This is a genomic window from Neisseria shayeganii (assembly GCF_014054965.1).
Lineage (GTDB): Bacteria > Pseudomonadota > Gammaproteobacteria > Burkholderiales > Neisseriaceae > Eikenella > Eikenella shayeganii.
The window spans coordinates 858,471-878,720 of sequence record NZ_CP059567.1 but is presented as its reverse complement, the minus strand read 5'-3'; the positions used below and the strand labels follow the sequence as shown (position 1 = coordinate 878,720).

Sequence of the window (20,250 nt, the reverse complement as noted above, 5' to 3'; positions counted from 1 at the left end):
AAAAGGCAGCGTTTTGATTCCCCGCTTCGGCGGGGGTTTTGTTTTGGAGAATGGCTGTGAGCGATTTAGAGGCGAAAATCCGGGTAACGGCGGAAAATGAATCATCCGCCGGGCTGGCAAAGGTTGAGGCGGATATTCAGAAACTGGAGCGGACGTCGCAAAAGACCGGCCAAACCTTGGATGCCGTCAAAGCGCAATACGAGAAACAGGTTCAGGCGGCCTTAAAAGCCGGTGCCAGCGTAGATAGCTTGGCCGGCTCTTTCTTGGGTGCGGATGGCCGACTGCATTCGGCCAACGGCCGCCTGGTCAAAATTTCCGAAGGGATGGACAAGGTTGCCGATTCAGCCAAAAAGGCGGCGGCCGAGGTAGAAAGCGCTTCCGGCCGAATGAACAGCGCGCTGGAGAAAGTGAACGCCGTATTCGGCAAAATCGGCACTATGCTGGCTGGCCTTGGTTTGGCAATCGGCGCAGACGCCTTGCTGCAAACCGCAGACGCGATGGCGGTGCTGAATAATCAAGTCCGCCAAGTAACGGCCAACGAGGCCGAATACGCCGAAGTGAAAAAGGATTTACTCAATATCTCCAACCGCACCAAGGCGGAGATTGAGGCCACAACAGATTTGTATGTCAAATCCAGCCGCGCACTGAAGGAATACGGTTACAGCCAGCAGCAAATTTTGACCTTTACCGAGGCTACCGCCAACGCCATGACCATCGGTGGCGTGGGCGCACAACAGCAGGCCGCTGCCTTGATGCAGCTTTCCCAAGCCTTGGGCAGCGGCGTGTTGCAGGGGGATGAGTTTAAATCCATAGCCGAAGCGGCGCCGATTCTGCTCGACACCATCGCCGAATACATGGGCAAATCCCGCGCCGAAATCAAAAAGCTGGGGTCGGAAGGCAAGCTGACGGCGGAAGTGGTGTTTGAAGCCATTTCCGGCGCATCGGAAAAGTTTGCCGAGCAGGCGGCCAAAATGCCGCTCACATTCGGCCAAAGCCTGACGGTGCTGCGAAACAACTGGAAAACATTTGCTGACGGGATGATGAACAGCACGGGCGTAATGTCGGCCGTGGCGGCGGCAGTGAAATTTGTGGCCGAAAACCTGAAAACCATCATCGGCGGCGCGGCGGTGGTGGGCATTGCGGCCTTGATTCAGATGTTCGGCGGTCTGAATCTGGCCATCAGCGGTGCAGCCGGCGCCATCGGCAAACTTTGGGCAGCCATGATGGCCAATCCTCTTGTGGCGGTAGCAGCCTTGATTGTCGGTGTGTTGGCGGCCACAGGCGAACTGGAAAACGCCTTGGATGCGGTCGGTCAAATCGCGTCTGATGTGTTTGGCCTGATTGCCACCGGCTACGAGGGTTTGGGTGATCTGATTTCAGCCATCTATGCCGACATTACCGCTTCCGCCGATGATTCTGCCGCCGGGCAGACAGATGCCTTCGGTGGTTTTTTCGCAGACACAGGAGACGGCTTTTTCGGACTGCTCGAAAAAGTGGGCAAGGTTTTTGATGCGTTCGGCGCCATCATCAGGACGGCCATCGTCTGGTCAATTGAATCTTTCGGTGATTTGTGGAGTGCGATTAAAAATGGCGCCGTCGGTGCAGCTGGAAGCGCAATCGGAGCCATTGAAAGCTTGGTTAATGCAGCGATTGACGGCATCAACCGAGTTATCGCTTTGGCTAATCAAGTGCCGGGTATCAGCATCGGCACGATTGGCGCATTCAAAGCGCCGCAAATCCAAGGCGGCAATAATCCGCAAGTTGGAAGAAGCTGGGGCGATATTCATGCTGCGGAATCAGCTCGGCAGCAGGCAGGCGGCCTGCAAAACTATTTTGCTGAGTTGAGACGCAATCAAGGTGGCGGCGGGGTATCTTCCGGTGCTGGTTCACGGGGTGGAGCTAGTCGAGGCGGAGCAGGAGGCGGTGGTGGCCGTAAAGGGCGTGGCGGTGGCGGCCGACAAGAAGACCCGGTAGCCAAATGGGCGGCCGAACTGGCGGCCGACAAACTCGCCTACCAGGAAAAAGAGCTGCTACAAGGCACGCACGAAAAATGGAGTTTGGCGCGGGAGCTTGAATTTTGGCAGGCTAAGTTGAAGCTGGTGGACGCCAACAGCAAAGCTGGCCTGGACATCCGCCGCCGCATCTTCGATCTGCAAAACAAACTCCATGACGAGCAGGCGCGGGCGGAAGAGCAGCGCATTGCTGCCGAAGCCAATGCCGCCAAGCATCAAATCGCGTTGGCCGAACAGCAGGCTGACCAGATGCTGGCGACCGAGCGCATCACGCAGTCGCAGCGCTTGGAAATGGATTTAGAGTTTGAGCGGCAGCGCTACGAGATTGCCTACAACGCCCTGCAGGAACGCTTGACGCTGGCCGAACAAGACCCGGATCGCAACCCGGAAAAAGAAGCCCAGCTGAAAGAGCAGCTGCTGGAAATCGAACGGCAATACCAGCTCAAGCGCAACCAAATCATCAATGGAAAGGAGAATCAGGACAGAAAAGACAATCCTTCCTTCATGGATGCGCTGGAAGACGGTAAGCAAAACGTATGGCAGCACGCGCAGGAGCAGATGGGCCAAGCCTTCGCCGCCATGCTCAACCGCACGCAGAGCTTCCGGCAGGCCATGGGCAATATGTTCCGCAGCATCGGGCAAAACTTTATCCAAGAGGTTGTAACCAAGCCCCTGATGGCCCAGCTTCGCGGCGCCCTGCAGCAAACCGCCATCTGGAAAATGCTGTTCGGCACCAAGGAAACGCTGGAAACTGCCGCCACCGCCAAAACTGTCAGCCTAAAAACGGCAGAGACGACAACCGTTGTCGGCAAAGAGGCGGCTAAAGCGGCGGCCGGTGCCGCATCATCGCAAGCCGGCATCCCCTACGTCGGCCCGATTCTGGCCGTGGCGGCAATGGGCGCCATGATGGCCGCCGTAATGGGCCTGATTGGCGGTGGCGGCGGCAGCAGCACATCCACCACAACCACCCGCATCCCTTCCGCCGCCGGCGGCTGGGATATTCCGGCCGGCATCAATCCGCTTACCCAGTTGCACGAGCGCGAAATGGTGCTGCCCGCCGAACACGCCGACACCATCCGCAGCATGGCCGGCAACAGCGGCGGCAGCGGCGAAACCATCGTCATCAACGCCACCGGCGGCGACTGGATACACAAGCGGGATCTGGTGAAACTGCTGCGCGAGATGAAGCGGGATTTCCGCTTTGCTTGAGTGAGGCGTCTGCCTTTCAGTTAGCCCCGTGACCCCACGGGGCTTTTTTCTTGCCTGCCGTTTGGCGGGCTTTTTTATTGGAGATCGGAAATGACACAAATCACAGCGCATTTCAGCCTGCGGGAACTGACCCGCAGCGAGACCGGCCGCCGGCTTGGCCTGAAAAACGAGCCGAATGCGCAAGAGCTAGCCAACATCAAAAAGACCGCCGAGCGCCTGGAGAAAATCCGCGCTTGGCTGGGCCAGAAGTACGGGCGGGAAGTTGGTATTTATGTGTCGTCCTGCTACCGAAGCGAGGCAGTAAACCGTGCCGTCGGCGGCGCGAAAACATCGGCGCACCGTTACGGTTCGGCGGCGGATATTGACGCCACCGGCCTGAGCAGCGAACAGTTGGCACGCGACATCATCGCCATGCGCGACGCGGGCTTGATTACTTTCGATCAGCTCATCTTGGAATTTCCGGAGCGCGGCGACGGCGCGTGGGTTCATTTCGGCTGCCGCCATAACTCGGCGGAGCGCAACCAAATCCTGACGGCCACCAAGCGCGGCAGCGGGAAAACACGCTACCTGGTGGGGCTGCATCCATGACGCCCGCCGACTGGTGCCGCGAACGAATCGCGGAATGGGAAGCAAGCGCAAAGCCGCTTCCGAGGCCGGGGATTATCCGGCTTTTGAAGCGGCGGAACGGGAGTTGGCGAACTACAAACAAATGTTGGAAAGGTGCGAGAAATGATTTTTCCGAAATGGTTTTGGCCGGCCGTGGGCGCCGTGCTTGCCTGCGCCGTGATGGCCGCCGCACTGATACACGGCCAGCGGCAATATCGCTCAGGCTACCTGAAAGCGAAACAGGAAATGGCTGTGGCGGCAGCCGAACAGGCGCAGAAACAGATTGAAGCGGCCATGTCGGCCAGTAGAAGCTATCAGGCTGCCCGCGCGGCGGCGGAACAGAAAGAGAAGGTGCGATATGTGGAAGTGCAGAAAATTGTGGAACGGCCTGTCTATATTGGCGATTGCTTGGACGATGACGGCCTGTCAGTCATCAACGCCGCCGTTACCGACGGCAACGCAGCCGCCCGCTGATTTGGCACAGCTCTGCCCTACCCTGCCCGCTTTATCCGGCAATACCGGCAAGGTGGTGCTGCCATGGGCGGTAAGCGTGGTACATCAGTACAACGACTGCGCGGCACGGCACCGGGGATTGGTTGAGGCGTGGCCGCGCTAATCAAGCATTTGCGCAATATCGGCCATGTCGGGTCGGTAGTACACATTGAGCAGTATCCGCAGGTCGCGGTGGCCGCTGATTTTAGCCAGCACCTCTACCGGCACTTTTTTCGACAGTCGCGTGAGGGCTTCACGGCGGGTGTCGTGAAAATGCAGGTCTTGGATACCGCAGCCATCCCGCGCCCGCCTGAACAGCACGTCCAGGCTTTTTGCGTCCAGATTAAAGACCCGCACCGGGTCGATGCCGCGCAGTTTTTCGATTAGCTCTACCGCCCGTTTCGATAGCGGCACGTCCCGGCTGTCGCCGTTTTTGGTTATCGGCAGATGTGCCAGACGGCGGGATAAGTCAATGTCTGCCCATTTCAGACCGCAGATTTCGCCTGCCCGCATGGCGGTTTCGATGGCAAACAGCATGGCAACGGCCACCCGCTGCACGGCCAGTGTAGGCTTGGTATCCGCTTGGTAAAGCAAGGCGGCGCAGATGTCGGCAATTTCCTGTTCGGTCGGGCGGCGGGTGCGCGCTTTGCCTTTTTTCGGCTTGCTGATTTTGCGGACGGGATTTTCGCGCAGCAAGCCCCATTCCTTCAGGGCGTGTTCACAAATAGCGGACAAGGTGGACAATTCCCGCCCGACGCTGGTTGGTGAGACTTCCTGCAATCTTTGGTCGCGCCAGTCGGCAAAGTCCTGCGCCCGAAGGTCGGCAAGTTGCACGTTAGCCAGCGGGGTGTGCAATATGCGCCCGATGCGGTACGATTCTTCCCGTGCACCACGCTTCGACGGGGTAACCTCTTTCAGGTAGCGTTGAGCGATGTCGGCGAACACGGTATTGCGTGGGACGTTGCCGTGGATGCCGTCCATAATCTGCGACTCCACCCGTGCCGCCCACGCTTTGGCGTCGGAGGCGCGCTCAAATGTGGCTGAACGGGAAACGCCTTTCATGCGGATTTGTACGCGCCATTTACCGCCTCGCTGGATGATGGTTGCCATGTCTTTTTTGGTGTAATTTTGGTGCACTCATAATAGGACAAAAGGTGTTAATGTGGGGCAACATGGTTTAATACTGCCCTATATCACGTTGATACATAGGTTAATATAGTTTAATAGCGGCGCAATCAGATGCGATATAGGACATAGCAAGATGCGCTCCGTCCGCACCATACTCAGAAAACAGCCCCTTTTTCGGGCTGTTTTTTTACGTCTAATACCGTCTAATTCAATCTACCAATATTCATATCTATCAAAGTGTTCAGGCTGATTTACTCTATATCCTGCCTGTCTGAGTCATCTAAATAACGTCTCATGCCGTCTGATTGAATCTACCGTAAATTTACGGTATTTTTGAAGCCGAACCACACCGCCTGCATCATGCGCTATTTTGAGTTTGAGGCGGATGTTTTGCCAACAGGATTAAAGCGCCTACGACAAGGCGGAATACTGACCGCACTGCGTGGAAATGATGCAATGGTATGCCGATTATCTGCACGGCCACTACCAACAAGCCTGCTCCTAACTGCCGACAGCCAAGCATAGGGCTACCTGAAATCTACCCGCGAAAGCGGTTTTTTTGCGCCTACTGTTTTGCAACAGCGTTTCAATATTGAAATATTTTATTGAAACGTGTCGAATAATTGAAAACCAACTCTATAAAGCCATTTACAAAGATTTTTCACTGCGCCAAGCCGTTTGATGCCGCCCACGGAATACAGCAATACCTTGTAACCGCATAGAAGGGAATAGAGCGGCGTCAAAAGGCTACCTGAAACCGCCCCAGCCTAATTTTAGAATAAAGTATTTTAATTCTTTAAATAATAAGCTCAATATATTAAGCAGAAAATACCTGCCTAGCTGTTTTCAGGTAGCCTATCTTAACAAAATTTTTCTCTTTATCTTTTCAGCAAAACAAATGCTACTTTCAGCAACAATGCTTACTCCAAACCCCTCCGCACTTGCTCCGAATAGGCCGCCGAAAAGCTGCAACTGTGCCCGTATTGGCGTATCATAGCGGGAGTTTTTACCCAGAAAGAAGCCAAACGATGAAGCAGATTTTCTTGGATTTCGAACAGCCGATTGCCGAGCTGGTACAGAAAATCGACGAATTGCGCTTTGTGCAAAACGACTCCGTGCTGGATATTTCCGAAGAAATCGCCCGCTTGCAGAAAAAGAGCAACGAACTCACCAAAAACATCTTCGCCAAGCTCACCCCTGTTCAGGTGATGCAGATCTCCCGCCACCCCCAACGCCCCTACACCCTCGACTACATCGACGCGCTGTGCACAGACTTCGAAGAGCTCTACGGCGACCGCCATTACGCCGACGACCATGCCATCGTGGGCGGCTTGGCCAAATTTGAAGGACAAAGCGTGGTGGTCATCGGCCATCAGAAAGGCCGCGACACCAAAGAAAAAATCCGCCGCAATTTCGGCATGCCGCGCCCCGAAGGCTACCGCAAAGCCTTGCGTCTGATGAAAACCGCAGAAAAATTCGGCTTGCCCGTTTTAACCTTTATCGACACCCCAGGCGCTTACCCCGGCATCGGTGCCGAAGAACGGGGCCAATCCGAAGCCATCGGCCGCAACCTCTACGAGCTGACCCGCCTGCGCGTGCCGGTGATCTGCACCGTCATCGGCGAAGGCGGCAGCGGCGGCGCACTGGCGATTGCGGTGGGCGATGCGGTGAATATGCTGCAATACGCCACTTACTCCGTGATTTCCCCAGAAGGTTGCGCCTCCATTTTGTGGAAAACCGCCGAAAAAGCCTCCGAAGCCGCCCAAGCCCTGGGCATCACTGCCAAACGCCTGCTGGATTTGGGCCTGATCGACCGCATCATCGACGAACCTTTAGGCGGCGCCCACCGTGATCATGCCACGGTCATGGAAAACGTGCGCCGCGTCATCAGCGAGCAGCTGGCCGAATGTGCCGCCCAAAGCACAGACGCCCTATTGGCCAAACGTTTCGACCGCATCATGGCTTATGGCCAATTCAGCGAAAAATAAACTGGCTGCCTCCGTGGCACAACAATGGCCGGCTGCCGCAGCCGGCCGTTTTTCCGTGGAAGCGGCACTCAGCGGCGGCCTCGATTCGGTGGTTTTGCTGCACATCCTGCACAGCCTGCGCAGCACCCTGCCGCTGGAGCTGAGCGCGGTTCACGTCCACCACGGCCTGAGCGCCTTAGCCGACGATTGGGTGGCATTTTGCCAGCAGTTGTGCGCCCGATGGCGGATTCCGCTGCGCGTGGAATACGTTCAGGTAGCCTCTGCCGGCTTAGGCTGGGAAGCCGCCGCCCGTGCCGAACGCTACCGCTGTTTTGCTGCCAGTTCGGCCCGCATCATTGCCCTGGGCCATCACGCCGACGATCAAATCGAAACCTTTATGCTGGCCGCCCTGCGCGGCGGCGGGCTGCGCGCTTTATCCGCCATGCCCGCGCAAAGGGATTTGAGCAGCGAGGTCCGCTTATGGCGTCCTTTGCTGGCTTTTTCCCGCCAAGAGCTGGAAGCTTATGCCCGCGAACGCGGCTTGAGCTGGATCGAAGACGACAGCAACCAAAACACCACCCTGTTGCGCAACTGGCTGCGTTTGGAAGGCCTGCCGCCCTGGCGCCAGCGCGTGCCCCATTTCGCCCGACAACTGGCCGCCTCAGTCGCCCAGCTTCAGCGCGATTTGGCTTTGCTGGAAGAATATGCCGCTGCCGATTGGGCCGCCGTTCATGATGTCGCAGGCCGCTTCCGTGTTTCCCGATGGCACGCCCTCAGCCCCTTGCGCCGCGAGCAGCAGCTGTACACCTTTGCCCGCGCCCACCAACTGGGCACCCCCACCGCCGCTTCCGTGGCCGACTTCGCCGCCACCTTGGCTGCCCCCGCCACGCAACAAGCCGAATGGCCGCTGCCGCAAGGCCGTGCGGTGTATTACGGCGACTGCCTTTATTCTGCCGAGGCTGCCGTCCAAACCATCCGGCAGCTGCTTTCAGGTAGCCTCACGCCTGAGTGGCAAACCGCCGCATATGGCCTGCCCGAAGCAATCGTCCGCCACGGGCACTGGCGGCCGGTATCGGCGCAAGATCGCCTGCCTTTGCGCGGCGGCGGCCACAAAAGCGTGCGCCGTCTGCTGCAGGAGCGCCGAGTGCCGCCTTTTCTGCGTCCGCTGTGGCCGGTGTGGTCGGATGACAAAAACCGCTGCCTGGCCGTGGCCCAACTGGCCGTTTCCCCCGAAGCGGCTGTGGCCGGCGGTTACGTCTGCCGCATTCCCGAACTGTCGGCCCTGCTGCCGGATGCTCCTGATTCCGTTTGAATCCGAACAGTTAAAAAATATATATTTAATAAAATCTTAAATTCGATTCAGAGCAAAATTTAGTAATATTTATTCGATTTTTGTTGCTCGATTTCAGCCTCAAATGCTTGTATCCGCCGCTGATTATCCCTATAGTGCCAGCCACTGCCCCAGCCTGCTCCGCACACGGCGGACAGCATCCCTCTCCGGCAGACCGCCTTCCTCATGAATACCAAACACTACACAGGAGTACCGCTATGAGAAATCCCAAACAATGGCTGCTTGCCGCCGCTCTCACCTGCCTCACCGCCGTTGCCGGTGCAGAAGGCATTGTCGGCCAATGGCGTACCGTGGACGATGAAACCGGCAAACCCAAAGCCGTGATCCGCATCAGCGAAAACAACGGCGTTTACAACGGCACCATCGTGCAGCTGATGCCCGGCATCGAAAACCGCTGCCCCGGCTGCAGCGGCGACAAAGCCAATGCCCCGCTGGTCGGCATGACCGTGCTCACCGGCCTGAAAGAAGAAGACGGCAAATACGTGGGCGGCCGCATTTTTGATCCGAAAAGCGGCAATACCTACCGCGCCAAAGCCGAACTAGCCGACGGTGGCAATGCGCTGAAAGTGCGCGGCTATATGGGCGTATCCGCCTTGGGCCGCACCCAAACTTGGCAGCGTGTGCGCTAAATCAAACACTGTCTGCCCATTCAGGCTCCGCTGCGGCGGGGCCTGAATACCGTTCGGGCTACCTGAAACCCACACAACCCCGTCTGCCTGAAAAATTCCCCCCGTTCGGTTATCATAACGCCCTCTTCTTCCGCCCATTCTGTCTCCGCCATGCTGCACACTGATTCCCTCACCGCCGCCGCTCCCGAACGGCTGATTACCGCCAAAAAGATGTCTGCCCAAGAAGAGCTGTTGGAACGCGCTTTGCGGCCGAAAACCCTGTCCGACTACATCGGCCAGGCCAAAGCCAAGGAACAGCTGGGCATTTTTATTGCCGCCGCCAAACAGCGCGGCGAGGCTTTGGACCACACCCTGCTGTTCGGCCCGCCCGGCTTGGGCAAAACCACGCTTGCCCACATCATCGCGCGCGAACTGGGCGTGAACCTGCGCCAAACCAGCGGCCCCGTGCTGGAGCGAGCCGGCGACCTGGCTGCTCTGCTTACCAACCTGGAGCCGCATGATGTGCTGTTTATCGACGAAATCCACCGCCTCAGCCCGGTGGTAGAGGAAATTCTTTATCCCGCTTTGGAAGACTACCAGCTCGACATCATGATCGGCGAAGGGCCGGCGGCCCGTTCGGTAAAAATCGACCTGCCTCCGTTTACCTTGGTCGGCGCCACCACCCGCGCCGGCATGCTTACCAATCCGCTGCGCGACCGCTTCGGCATCGTATCCCGCTTGGAGTTTTACGAAAGCAGCGATTTGGCCACCATCGTGTCGCGCTCGGCGGCTTTGCTGCAGATGACGATCGAAGAAGACGGCGCGTTTGAAATCGCCAAACGCAGCCGCGGCACCCCGCGCATCGCCAACCGCCTGCTGCGCCGTGTGCGCGACTATGCCGAAGTGAAAAGCAGCGGCCGCGTGGATGCCGCCACCGCGGATGCAGCTTTGCAGATGCTGGATGTGGACGGAGAAGGTTTGGACCTGATGGACAGAAAATTTCTGGAAGCCGTGCTGCAGAAATTCAGCGGCGGCCCGGTGGGGCTGGACAATATTGCCGCCGCCATCGGCGAGAGCACGGACACCATCGAAGACGTGATTGAACCGTATTTGATTCAGCAGGGGTTTTTACAGCGTACACCACGCGGACGCGTGGCCACCGAGCGCAGTTATCTGCATTTCGGTTGGGAGAAATAAAATCGGGGCTGAAGCGGCAATCGCTTCAGCCCCGATTTTATGAGGGAAGATTAAGACGATGAAGCCGGCGCAGAAGCCGCCTCTGCCTCGACCGCCGTTTCTGCCGCCCCTTCTTCCAAAGCGCTGTCGGGCAGCAGGTTGGCATCGGGCTGCACATCCACTTTCTTGCCGTTCATGCTCAAAGTATTGTCGCGCACCACAATCTGGGTGCTGATGATGCCCTGATCGAGTTTCAGGTAGCCTTGATCGGCCATTGCGGTCAGCATACTGTCTAGCCACAGGCGCACCGCCTCGCTGATTTCGGCATCGGCATCGCCCGCTTCGGGATCGACGCTGATGTAGTTTTTCGCCTGCGCTACCGCCAGCTGCTCGACTAATTTTTGCGGCAGGCTGATTTGAAAATCGGCATCGGTTTTGCGCATCATGGCATTGAAATCGTTCAAATCCGGGGCGGTCAGGCCGCTGAATTTCAACGCCCCTTCGCTTCGAATGGCCCCTTGCGGCATGGCAAACTCGAAACGGCGCAGGGTGATGACGGGATCGTTGGTAAACAAGCCGGCCGCTTCATTGCGGATGCTGGCCAACAGCGCTTCGCGCATCTCGTTTTCATCCAACTGGCGCGAAATCAATTCGTCGCGGCGCTGCTTCAGGGCCAGCAGGCTGGCCGCATCCAAGTGCTCGGCGGCAGCCTCAATCGCCAACGGGCCGTATTGCTCTTCGCCGTAAACCAGCTTGGCAAAGCCGAAACGGCCTTCGGTATTGATCCATTGCCCGTCTTCCGACATAGCGGTGTTCATATACAGGTTTTCCAGCTTCACTTTAGACGGCGCCACTTGGCCGTAGGGGTTGAGAAAGCTGCCGATTTGCAGGTCGGACACCATATTGATCAGCTCGTTGAGCTTGATGTCGTATTCGATGCTGTCTTTCCACTCCAAAGTGAGTGAATCGAGCTTGAATTCGCTGCTGCCCAAAGACAAGCCGTGGCGGCCTTCTTCGGTGTGGGTACGGATGTGCAGGCCGCTGTAGGCCGCGCTGCCTTTGTCGGCCAGCGTCATGGTAACGCCGGGGTTGCGGATGTCGGTTTGGTAAGAAGAGAAGTGCCGCGCATATTCGGTTTCGCCCTGCAAACCCTGCCATTGGATGGCAATGCCCGACAGCTCTTCGTACTGGAAGGCCGGAATCTGCCAATCGAGCTTGCCGCTGCCATCCAAATGAATGACGTTGCTGAGGCTGACCGGCTGCTGGTTGCCGAAAAAGCGTTGCAGAATTTGTTGCGATTCGGCTTGGAAGACAAACTCGCTATCCACCACTGCACGCACCGGTACCACGCCGTTGGCAAACAGATGGTGGCGGATGTGGTTATTGACCGTAATCGGCTGTTTGAGCAGGGTTTTCAAGTTATCGGGCAGCTTGTCTTGAATCTGCGCCAAAAAGGTGGGCTTGAAGCGCAGCACCGTGGTTTCGGTGGACGAAAACCAGCCGCGCGCATACTCGCGCGATTCCACTTGCAGAAACGAGGTTTGCGCCAGCATTTCGTGCTGGCGGCTCAAGCTCTGCTCGGCCTTGATGCCCAGATAATACGGGGCGGCGCCGAACAAAACGGCGGCGGTAACGGCCACGCCGGAAGCGGCCCATAATGACTTTTTCATGCAACAACCAAATTCAATAAGCGGTCAAGCCGCAAGGATAACACCAAATATCGGGGATGTCGTGCATCGGGCTACCTGAAAAGCTTTCAGGTAGCCCGAATGGCGGATTTATACATTAAACAGGAAATGAATCACATCGCCGTCCTGCACCACATACTCCTTGCCCTCGGCCCGCATTTTGCCGGCTTCTTTGGCTTTGGCTTCGCCGCCCAAGGCGATGTAATCGTCATAAGCAATCACTTGGGCACGGATGAAGCCGCGCTCGAAATCGGTGTGGATCACGCCGGCGGCTTGCGGCGCGGTATCGCCTTTGCGGATGGTCCAGGCGCGCACCTCTTTCACGCCGGCGGTGAAATAAGTTTGCAAACCCAGCAAATCATAGCCGGCGCGGATCAGGCGGTTAAGGCCGGGTTCTTCCAGGCCCATTTCGGCGAGGAACTCGGTTTTTTCTTCGTCTTCGAGCTCGGCGATTTCGCTTTCCAAAGCGGCACACACGGCCACAACGGGGGCGTTTTCTTTCGCGGCCAATTCTTTCAGGCGCGCCAAGTGCGGGTTGTTTTCAAAACCGTCTTCCGCCACATTGCCCACATACATGGCGGGTTTCGCCGTGAGCAGGAACAGCGGCTTGAGCAGAGCCAGCTCTTCGGCATCCAAGCCGAATGAACGCACGGGTTTGCCTTCGTTGAGATGCGGCAACAGTTTCTCGCATAATGCCACCAATTTTTGTGCGTCTTTATCGCCCGCTTTGGCGCGTTTACCTTCGCGCACAATTGCTTTTTCCACGCTGGCCAAGTCGGCCAAAGCCAGCTCGGTGCCGATGGTTTCGATGTCGGCAATCGGATCCACCTTGCCGGAAACGTGCACAATGTTATCATCGTCGAAGCAGCGCACCACGTTCACGATGGCGTCGGTTTCGCGGATGTTGGCCAGAAACTGGTTGCCCAAGCCTTCACCTTTGCTGGCGCCGGCCACCAAGCCGGCGATATCGACGAACTCCACAATGGCCGGCTGCATTTTCTGCGGGTTCACGATTTTCGCCAACTCGGCCATGCGCGGATCGGGCACTTCCACAATGCCCACATTAGGCTCGATGGTACAGAAAGGATAGTTGGCCGCCTCAATACCCGATTGGGTTAAGGCGTTGAATAAAGTAGATTTGCCGACATTGGGCAGGCCGACGATGCCGCATTTTAAGCTCATACCGTTCCTTGCAGATTCGGGAAAATGGAAAAGGGCGGATTATAGCACCATGCCGCCGGGTCTGCGGCAAAGAGGCTACCTGAAAACAAAAGGATGCCTGCATCATCACAGGCATCCTTCTTAAAGATATGTCGCCAATCGGCTTTCAGGTAGCCGCTCAGGCTTCTTTGGCCTGCCAGGTGTCTTTTAGGGCGACGGTGCGGTTGAACACCGGTTTTTCTTTGCTGTGGTCGTAGCGGTCGGTCACAAAATAGCCCAAGCGCTCAAACTGCCAACGGCTTTCCGGTGACAAAGTGTTCGCCACCGGCTCTACATAAGCGATGATTTCCCTCATGGAGTCCGGGTTGAGGAAATCGGTGAACGGGCGGTATTCGCCGTCTTCCCCGCGAATGGCATCGGGTCGCGGTTCGGTAAACAGGCGGTCGTACAGGCGCACGGTGGCGGGCACGGCGTGTTCGGCAGAAAGCCAATGGATCACGCCTTTTACCTTACGGCCTTCAGGTTTTTTACCTAAGGTGTCGTGGTCGATGCTGCATTTGAGTTCGACCACCTTGCCGTTTTCGTCTTTCACCACTTCGTCGCACTTAATCACATAGCTGTAACGCAGGCGCACTTCGCCGCCTAAAGTCAAACGCTGCCAGCCTTTAGGCGGGTTTTCGCTGAAATCGTCGGCTTCGATATACAGGGTTGGGCTGATGGGCACTTCGCGCTCGCCCATTTCTTCGTGGTGCGGGTGGTAAGGCGCGCTGCGGCTTTGGGTTTTGCCGGCTTCGAAATTGGTGAGCGTGACCTGAATCGGGTTTAATACGGCCATCATGCGTGGAGCGGAATTTTCCAGCTCTTCGCGAATCGCACCTTCGAGCACGCTCATGTCGACTACGTTTTCAGACTTGGAAATGCCGACGCGCTTGGCAAACAGACGCAAGCCTTCAGGCGTGTAGCCGCGGCGGCGCATGCCGGAGATGGTGGGCATACGCGGGTCGTCCCAACCGTTCACATGGCTTTCACTAACCAACTGGTTCAATTTGCGTTTGGAGGTGATGGAGTACAGCAGTTCCAAGCGGGAAAACTCGTATTGGCGCGGGTGGTTGTCGATCGGGATATTGTCGAGCACCCAGTCATACAGCGGGCGGTGGGCTTCAAATTCGAGCGTACACAGCGAATGGGTGATGTTTTCGATGGCATCGGAAATGGCGTGGGTATAGTCATACATGGGGTAGATGCACCACTTGTCGCCGGTGTTGTGGTGATGCGCGCGGCGGATGCGGTAAATCACCGGATCGCGCAGGTTCACGTTGCCGGAAGCCATGTCGATTTTCAGGCGCAGGGTTTTGCTGCCGTCGGGGAATTCTCCGTTTTTCATGCGCATGAACAAATCGAGGTTTTCTTCGACGCTGCGCTCGCGGTAAGGGCTGTTTTTGCCCGGTTCGGTGAGCGTGCCGCGGTATTCGCGCATTTCTTCGGCGCTTAAGTCGTCCACATAGGCTTTGCCGTCTTTAATCAGGCCCACGGCGTAATCGAAAAGCTGGTCGAAATAATCGGACGCATAACGCGGCTCGCCCGCCCATTTGAAGCCCAACCACTCTACGTCTTCTTTAATCGAATCCACGTATTCCTGATTTTCTTTTTCGGGGTTGGTGTCGTCGAAGCGCAGATTGCACAAGCCATCATAGATATAAGCCAAACCGAAGTTCAGGCAGATGGATTTGGCATGCCCGATGTGCAGGTAGCCGTTGGGCTCGGGCGGAAAGCGGGTTTGGACCGCAGTATGTTTGCCGCTTTTCAGGTCTTCGTCGATGATGTTGCGGATGAAATGGTTATCGGCAAATTGTTCTTTGTTCATCATGGTTTTTTTTCAATATAGTCAAATCGTCACGCTGTTTTCAAAACCTGCCCAAAATGGTTCGGACTACCTGAAAACAATGGCTCAGGCCGGTTGGCCGCAATCTGCAGCCCGACTGAGTTGGCAATGCAGCTTGTAGGCCAACATGAAGGCAATGTCGGAAGACTGATTGGACATCACGGTAAAATGCCCCATTTTGCGCCCCGGCCGCGCTTCTTTTTTGCCGTACAAATGCAGAGCCGCATCCGGCCGCTGCAACACGGGCGCCCAATTGACTTCGCCGCCGGCCGGCCAAACATCGCCCAACAAATTGGCCATGCAGCAAGGCGTGAGCAGACGGGTGTCGGCAGGCGGCAGCCCGCACATCAGGCGGATCTGTTGCTCGAATTGGTCGCTGACACAGGCATCCAAGGTATAGTGGCCGGAATTGTGCGGGCGCGGCGCAATTTCGTTCACAATCAATTCCTGCTGTGTGCCGATCACAAACATTTCCACCGCCAGCACACCCACATAATCCAAGGTATTGGCCAAACGCGCCGCCAATTCCTGAGCCCGTTTCTGCACGCTGTCGGGCAGACGGGCCGGCACGATGGAATACGCCAAAATGCCGTCTTCATGGCGGTTTTCGGCAGGCGGAAAACATTTGATTTGGCGGTCGTTCAAACGGCACACCAAAACAGAAATTTCCGCATGCAGGTCCAACATTTTTTCCAGCACGCAGGGCACGCCTTTTAGGGTTTGAAACGCGGCCCGCACCTCTTCCACCGTGGCCACGCGCACCTGGCCTTTACCGTCGTAACCCAGCGCCGCAGTCTTCAAAATACCCGGCAGCAAGGCAGCGGTTTCGGCCTCGGTAATGTCTTCAAGCTTTTCCACCACCTGATACGGTGCGGTCTGCAAGCCTGCTTTGCGTATCCACATTTTTTCGCGGATGCGGTTTTGCGCAATTTCCACGCAGTCGCCCGAGGGCGACACTACTGTTTCTAAAGCCAAAGCACGCATGGCTTGGGCGTTGACGTTTTCAAATTCGGTGGTCACCGCTGCGCAGACCGCCATATCGGCCAAAGCCTGCAAATCGTCGTAGGCCGCGCAAATATGGCGGTCGGCAAACTCGGCTGCCGGCGCTTGCGGATCAGGATCCAGCACGGTGACCCGATACCCCATCTGCTTAGCGGCCACGGTAAACATCCGACCCAGTTGACCGCCACCCAAAATACCCAACATCGCCGGCGGCAAAATCGGACTAATTGTTTCAATCATTATGAAAAACTCCGCCATCCCCTACTTTGCGGACGGCCTGCATCTGCGTTGTTCACGTTTTTTAAAAAATTTTTGCAAACAGGCGGCCTGCACCTCTGCTTTAAACGCATCATTCTACCGAAAGAAGGCCGCAAAGCCTAGCCAAAAGGATTAGCCAATTGAAATATATAAGTTTTCTAAGAGAAAAATAAACAAGCTTCCCAATCGGACACAGAAAGCCATGCATTCATTACACTGATAACGAACTGGCCGGCACCCTTCTCTTCTGCCGCCGGAATATCAGCCCCTCCGCTCTGTCAAAGGCAGAATGTACTTAAACCGTCACAATCTTATGCTAATATCCGAGTAAACGCTTCAATTTAAAAAACGGCTTGCATCAGAGCCAAACAAACAAAACACGTTTACATAAATTAGAATTTTATTTCTTTTTGACATAAATCCATTTATCCGCGGCTGATTTATGGTATAAATCGGCACATCGTGCAAACACAGTTTTCAGCAGCCAAAGGCTACCTGAAACCAAGCAATAATAAAAAAATAAAATAATCAAGCGCCGGTTGTCTGCAACCGGCATCATCACAACGACTGCAAAGGAGTCTGTACCATGTCTGCACACAACCCCACCCCCAAAGTTGCCTTGGTAACCGGTGCGCTAGGGGGCATCGGTTCGGCCATCTGCCGCACACTGCTGGCGGAAAACTACCGCATCATCGCCCTGCTGTCTTCCGGCAACGGCGAGCGCGAACGGCAATGGCTGCAGCAGGAAGGCTTCGACGCGTCGTCCATCCGTTTTGTGGTGACCGACGTCAACAGCCACGAGGCCGCCACCGAAGCCATCAACAAAGCCTTAGACGCGGAAGGCCGCATCGATTTACTGGTTAACAACGCCGGCATCACTCGTGATGCCCAGTTTAAAAAAATGAGCTTCGAGCAATGGTGTGCCGTCTTGGACACCAATTTGAAATCCCTGTTTACCATTACCCAACCGGTATTCCAGCGTATGCTCGAGCAAAAATCCGGCCGCATCGTCAACATTACTTCGGTTAACGGACTGAAAGGACAATTCGGCCAAGCCAACTACTCTGCCGCCAAAGCCGGCATGATCGGCTTTACCAAGGCCTTGGCCGCCGAAGGCGCCCGTTCCGGCGTATGCGTGAACGCCATCGCCCCCGGCTATACCGCCACCCCGATGGTAACCGCCATGCGGGATGACGTGGTAGACAGCATCAAAGCCCAAATTCCCATGCAGCGCTTGGCCGAGCCCGCCGAGATTGCTGCCGCCGTCGCTTACCTGGCTTCCGACGGCGCCGCCTACATCACAGGAGAAACCCTGTCGATCAACGGCGGGCTGTATATGCATTGATTTGCCGTTAAACCTTAGCGGCCCGTTCCGCCGGAAATCCGGCATCCTTTAAACCGTAAACAAACGAGACCAACCTTAATTATTTAGGAGTTAGATTTTATGTACACCGATCTCTTCAAAACCTTGAGCGACCAATCCCAAAACACTTTCGAGCCGGTATTGAAGTTCAACCAATTGGTCGCCAAAAACTTTTCCGCACTGACCAATCTGCAACTGGACTCTGCCCGCCAATACGCCGACATCGGCCTGGCCCAAATCCACATGAACAGCCAGATCAAAGACGTGCAAAGCCTGATCAGCAGCGGCACCAAACAAATGGAAACCATGACCCGCATCAGCCAGCAAATGATTGAAGACGGCAAAAAACTGTCTGCTTTGGCCAACGAATTCAAAACCGAGCTGGATAAATTGGTTGCCGAATCCGTAGAGAAAAAGAAATAAATCTCCACACCTTCGGGGCTGCCGCCCGTCAAACCGCCCTGAGCCGATTCAGGCTACCTGAAGGCTGCAGCCCGCAAGCGGCGCCGGCAACGGCTGCCGCCTTTCCTTTTTTGTTTACCTAACCGCACACTCGCTTCGGGAGCAAACATGATGCAGGACGCCTTCAAGCCAAACGAAACCCTACAGCAGTTTTTCAATTTCAACGAAAACATCTGGCAGAAAATCCAAGAATTCTATTATGGTGAAAGCCCGCTGAGCGAAGCGCTCACCAAAATCAATACTGAAGATTTGGGCAAATTCTACGAAGCTGTCGCCAAAAATCCGGCCCGCCTGATGGAAATGCAGATGAAATGGTGGCAAGGGCAAATGGAAATCTACCGCAACGTGATGCTGCGCGCTTCCGACAACAGCGTAACCCCCTTTATCGACGACCTGCCCGGCGACCGCCGCTTCAAAAACGAATTGTGGAAAACCCAGCCCCAATTCGACCTGCTCCGCCAATCCTACCTGCACTTCTCCACCACCTGCGAAAGCATGATTGACTCCGTTGACGGCCTGAGCGAGCAGGTACGCAACCGCCTGCACTTCTTCATGCGCCAAACCATCAACGCGCTCTCCCCCGGCAATTTCATCTGGACCAACCCCGAAATCCTCAAGCTCACCGTTGAAGAAAACGGCGAAAACCTGTTGCGCGGCATGAAACTGTTTCACGAAGACCTGATGAACAGCGCCCGCTACCTGAAAATCCGCATGATGAAAGATCATGCCTTCGAGGTGGGCACCGATTTGGCCGTCACCTCCGGCAGCGTGGTTTTCGAAAACGAAATTTTCCAGCTGCTGCAATACGAAGCCGTTACCAAAGAAGTTTACAAAACACCGCTGCTGGTGGTGCCGCCTTTCATCAACAAATACTATATTCTCGACCTGCGCGAGCAAAACTCTTTCGTACACTGGCTGCGTAGCCAAGGCCATACCGTGTTCCTGATGTCTTGGGCCAACCCCGACAAATCCCAACAACACATCGGCTTTGAAGACTTGGCCGTATCCGGCATCTGCGAAGCCGTGCGCGTCATCGAAGACATCACCGGCGAAAAAGAAGTCAACGCCCTCGGCTACTGCATGGGCGGCACACTGTTGGCCGCCACCCAAGCTTACTATGTGGGCAAACGGCTGAAAAACCGCATCAAGTCAGCCACCTACATGACCACCATCCTAGACTTCGAAAACCCCGGCGAGTTGGGCGTATTCATCAATGATCCCGTCATCAGCGCCATCGAAAGCATGGACAAACAGCTGGGCTATTTCGACGGCCGCCAACTGGCCGTTACCTTCAGCCTGCTGCGCGAAAACTCGCTCTATTGGAACTACTACATCGAAAACTACCTGAAAGGCAAAGAACCTGCCGAATTCGACATCCTCTACTGGAACAGCGACGGCACCAATGTCACCCCCAAAGTCCACAGCTTCCTGCTACGCGATCTCTACCTCAACAACAGCCTGGCCGAGCCGGGCAAAGTAAAACTGGGCGGCGTCGGCATCAACCTGTCGCGCGTCAAAACACCCAATTTCTTCATTTCCACCAAAGAAGACCACATCGCGTTATGGGAGGAAACTTTTAAAGGTTCCAAACATCTGGGCGGTGAGAGCACCTTGGTGCTGGGCGAATCTGGCCACGTGGCCGGCATCGTCAACCCGCCGGCCAAAAACAAATACGGCTACTTCACCAACACCGCCGCCTTTGAAAACGGCAGCGATTGGCTGGCCGGCGCCGCGCATCACGAAGGCTCATGGTGGACATACTGGCAACGATGGGTGCAGGCCTACGCCGGCGACAAAATCCCTGCCCGCAGCATCGGCAACGAAAACTTCCCGCCACTGGCCGCCGCGCCCGGCAGCTACGTGAAAGTGAATCTGGTGAAATAAA

Annotated in this window: 15 protein-coding genes; 10 read left to right on the top strand and 5 right to left on the bottom strand. The window is 56.1% G+C overall.

What is annotated here, in order from left to right:
- The first annotated feature begins 56 nt into the window (after positions 1-56).
- The 3 genes from H3L94_RS04160 (at position 57) to H3L94_RS04150 (ending at position 4,301) form a co-directional block, all read left to right on the top strand.
- The gene (locus tag H3L94_RS04160; protein ID WP_182122774.1) at positions 57-3,221 is read left to right on the top strand and encodes a tape measure protein; all 3,165 of its coding nucleotides are present in this window, start codon (positions 57-59) and stop codon (positions 3,219-3,221) included.
- Between the two features lie 90 nt (positions 3,222-3,311).
- Positions 3,312-3,809 (top strand): D-Ala-D-Ala carboxypeptidase family metallohydrolase, encoded by a 498-nt coding sequence (locus H3L94_RS04155; RefSeq protein WP_182122773.1) that lies wholly within the window; start codon positions 3,312-3,314, stop codon positions 3,807-3,809.
- 141 nt (positions 3,810-3,950) lie between these two features.
- A complete protein-coding gene (locus H3L94_RS04150) occupies positions 3,951-4,301 on the top strand; it encodes a hypothetical protein (protein ID WP_182122772.1) in 351 nt (116 codons plus the stop codon).
- A gap of 138 nt (positions 4,302-4,439) precedes the next feature.
- Here the strand turns inward: H3L94_RS04150 and H3L94_RS04145 are convergent, their stop codons facing one another.
- Positions 4,440-5,429 (bottom strand): tyrosine-type recombinase/integrase, encoded by a 990-nt coding sequence (locus H3L94_RS04145; protein WP_182122771.1) that lies wholly within the window; start codon positions 5,427-5,429, stop codon positions 4,440-4,442.
- A 1,046-nt stretch (positions 5,430-6,475) separates the two neighbouring features.
- On the opposite strand from H3L94_RS04145, the gene H3L94_RS04140 reads away from it, so the two are divergent.
- The 4 genes from H3L94_RS04140 (at position 6,476) to ruvB (ending at position 10,570) form a co-directional block, all read left to right on the top strand.
- Positions 6,476-7,435, top strand: a complete 960-nt coding sequence (locus H3L94_RS04140; RefSeq protein WP_182122770.1) for an acetyl-CoA carboxylase carboxyltransferase subunit alpha — start codon at positions 6,476-6,478, stop codon at positions 7,433-7,435.
- Between the two features lie 13 nt (positions 7,436-7,448).
- On the top strand, positions 7,449-8,726 hold the full coding sequence (tilS, locus tag H3L94_RS04135) for a tRNA lysidine(34) synthetase TilS (protein ID WP_244958838.1): 1,278 nt from the start codon (positions 7,449-7,451) through the stop codon (positions 8,724-8,726).
- 236 nt (positions 8,727-8,962) lie between these two features.
- Positions 8,963-9,394, top strand: coding sequence for a DUF2147 domain-containing protein (locus tag H3L94_RS04130; RefSeq protein WP_182122768.1), 432 nt, complete (start codon positions 8,963-8,965; stop codon positions 9,392-9,394).
- Between the two features lie 150 nt (positions 9,395-9,544).
- Complete coding sequence (ruvB, locus tag H3L94_RS04125) at positions 9,545-10,570, top strand: Holliday junction branch migration DNA helicase RuvB (RefSeq protein WP_182122767.1); 1,026 nt, start codon at positions 9,545-9,547, stop codon at positions 10,568-10,570.
- A gap of 50 nt (positions 10,571-10,620) precedes the next feature.
- Here ruvB and H3L94_RS04120 read toward each other — a convergent pair whose 3' ends face one another.
- The 4 genes from H3L94_RS04120 to H3L94_RS04105 all read right to left on the bottom strand — a co-directional run bounded on the left by H3L94_RS04120 (position 10,621) and on the right by H3L94_RS04105 (position 16,519).
- Entirely contained in the window at positions 10,621-12,219 is a 1,599-nt protein-coding gene (locus H3L94_RS04120) for a YdgA family protein (RefSeq protein WP_182122766.1), read from the bottom strand.
- A 108-nt stretch (positions 12,220-12,327) separates the two neighbouring features.
- Positions 12,328-13,419 (bottom strand): redox-regulated ATPase YchF, encoded by a 1,092-nt coding sequence (gene ychF, locus H3L94_RS04115; RefSeq protein WP_182122765.1) that lies wholly within the window; start codon positions 13,417-13,419, stop codon positions 12,328-12,330.
- 157 nt (positions 13,420-13,576) lie between these two features.
- Positions 13,577-15,265 (bottom strand): glutamine--tRNA ligase/YqeY domain fusion protein, encoded by a 1,689-nt coding sequence (locus H3L94_RS04110; protein WP_182122764.1) that lies wholly within the window; start codon positions 15,263-15,265, stop codon positions 13,577-13,579.
- 81 nt (positions 15,266-15,346) lie between these two features.
- On the bottom strand, positions 15,347-16,519 hold the full coding sequence (locus H3L94_RS04105; RefSeq protein ID WP_182123098.1) for a 5-(carboxyamino)imidazole ribonucleotide synthase: 1,173 nt from the start codon (positions 16,517-16,519) through the stop codon (positions 15,347-15,349).
- Between the two features lie 607 nt (positions 16,520-17,126).
- Between H3L94_RS04105 and phbB the strand changes: the two genes are divergently transcribed.
- From phbB to phaC, 3 genes are all read left to right on the top strand, one after another.
- A complete protein-coding gene (phbB, locus tag H3L94_RS04100) occupies positions 17,127-17,885 on the top strand; it encodes an acetoacetyl-CoA reductase (protein ID WP_182122763.1) in 759 nt (252 codons plus the stop codon).
- Between the two features lie 99 nt (positions 17,886-17,984).
- The gene (locus H3L94_RS04095) at positions 17,985-18,326 is read left to right on the top strand and encodes a phasin family protein (RefSeq protein ID WP_009118029.1); all 342 of its coding nucleotides are present in this window, start codon (positions 17,985-17,987) and stop codon (positions 18,324-18,326) included.
- A 147-nt stretch (positions 18,327-18,473) separates the two neighbouring features.
- The gene (gene phaC, locus H3L94_RS04090; protein WP_009118028.1) at positions 18,474-20,249 is read left to right on the top strand and encodes a class I poly(R)-hydroxyalkanoic acid synthase; all 1,776 of its coding nucleotides are present in this window, start codon (positions 18,474-18,476) and stop codon (positions 20,247-20,249) included.
- Position 20,250 lies beyond the last annotated feature (1 nt).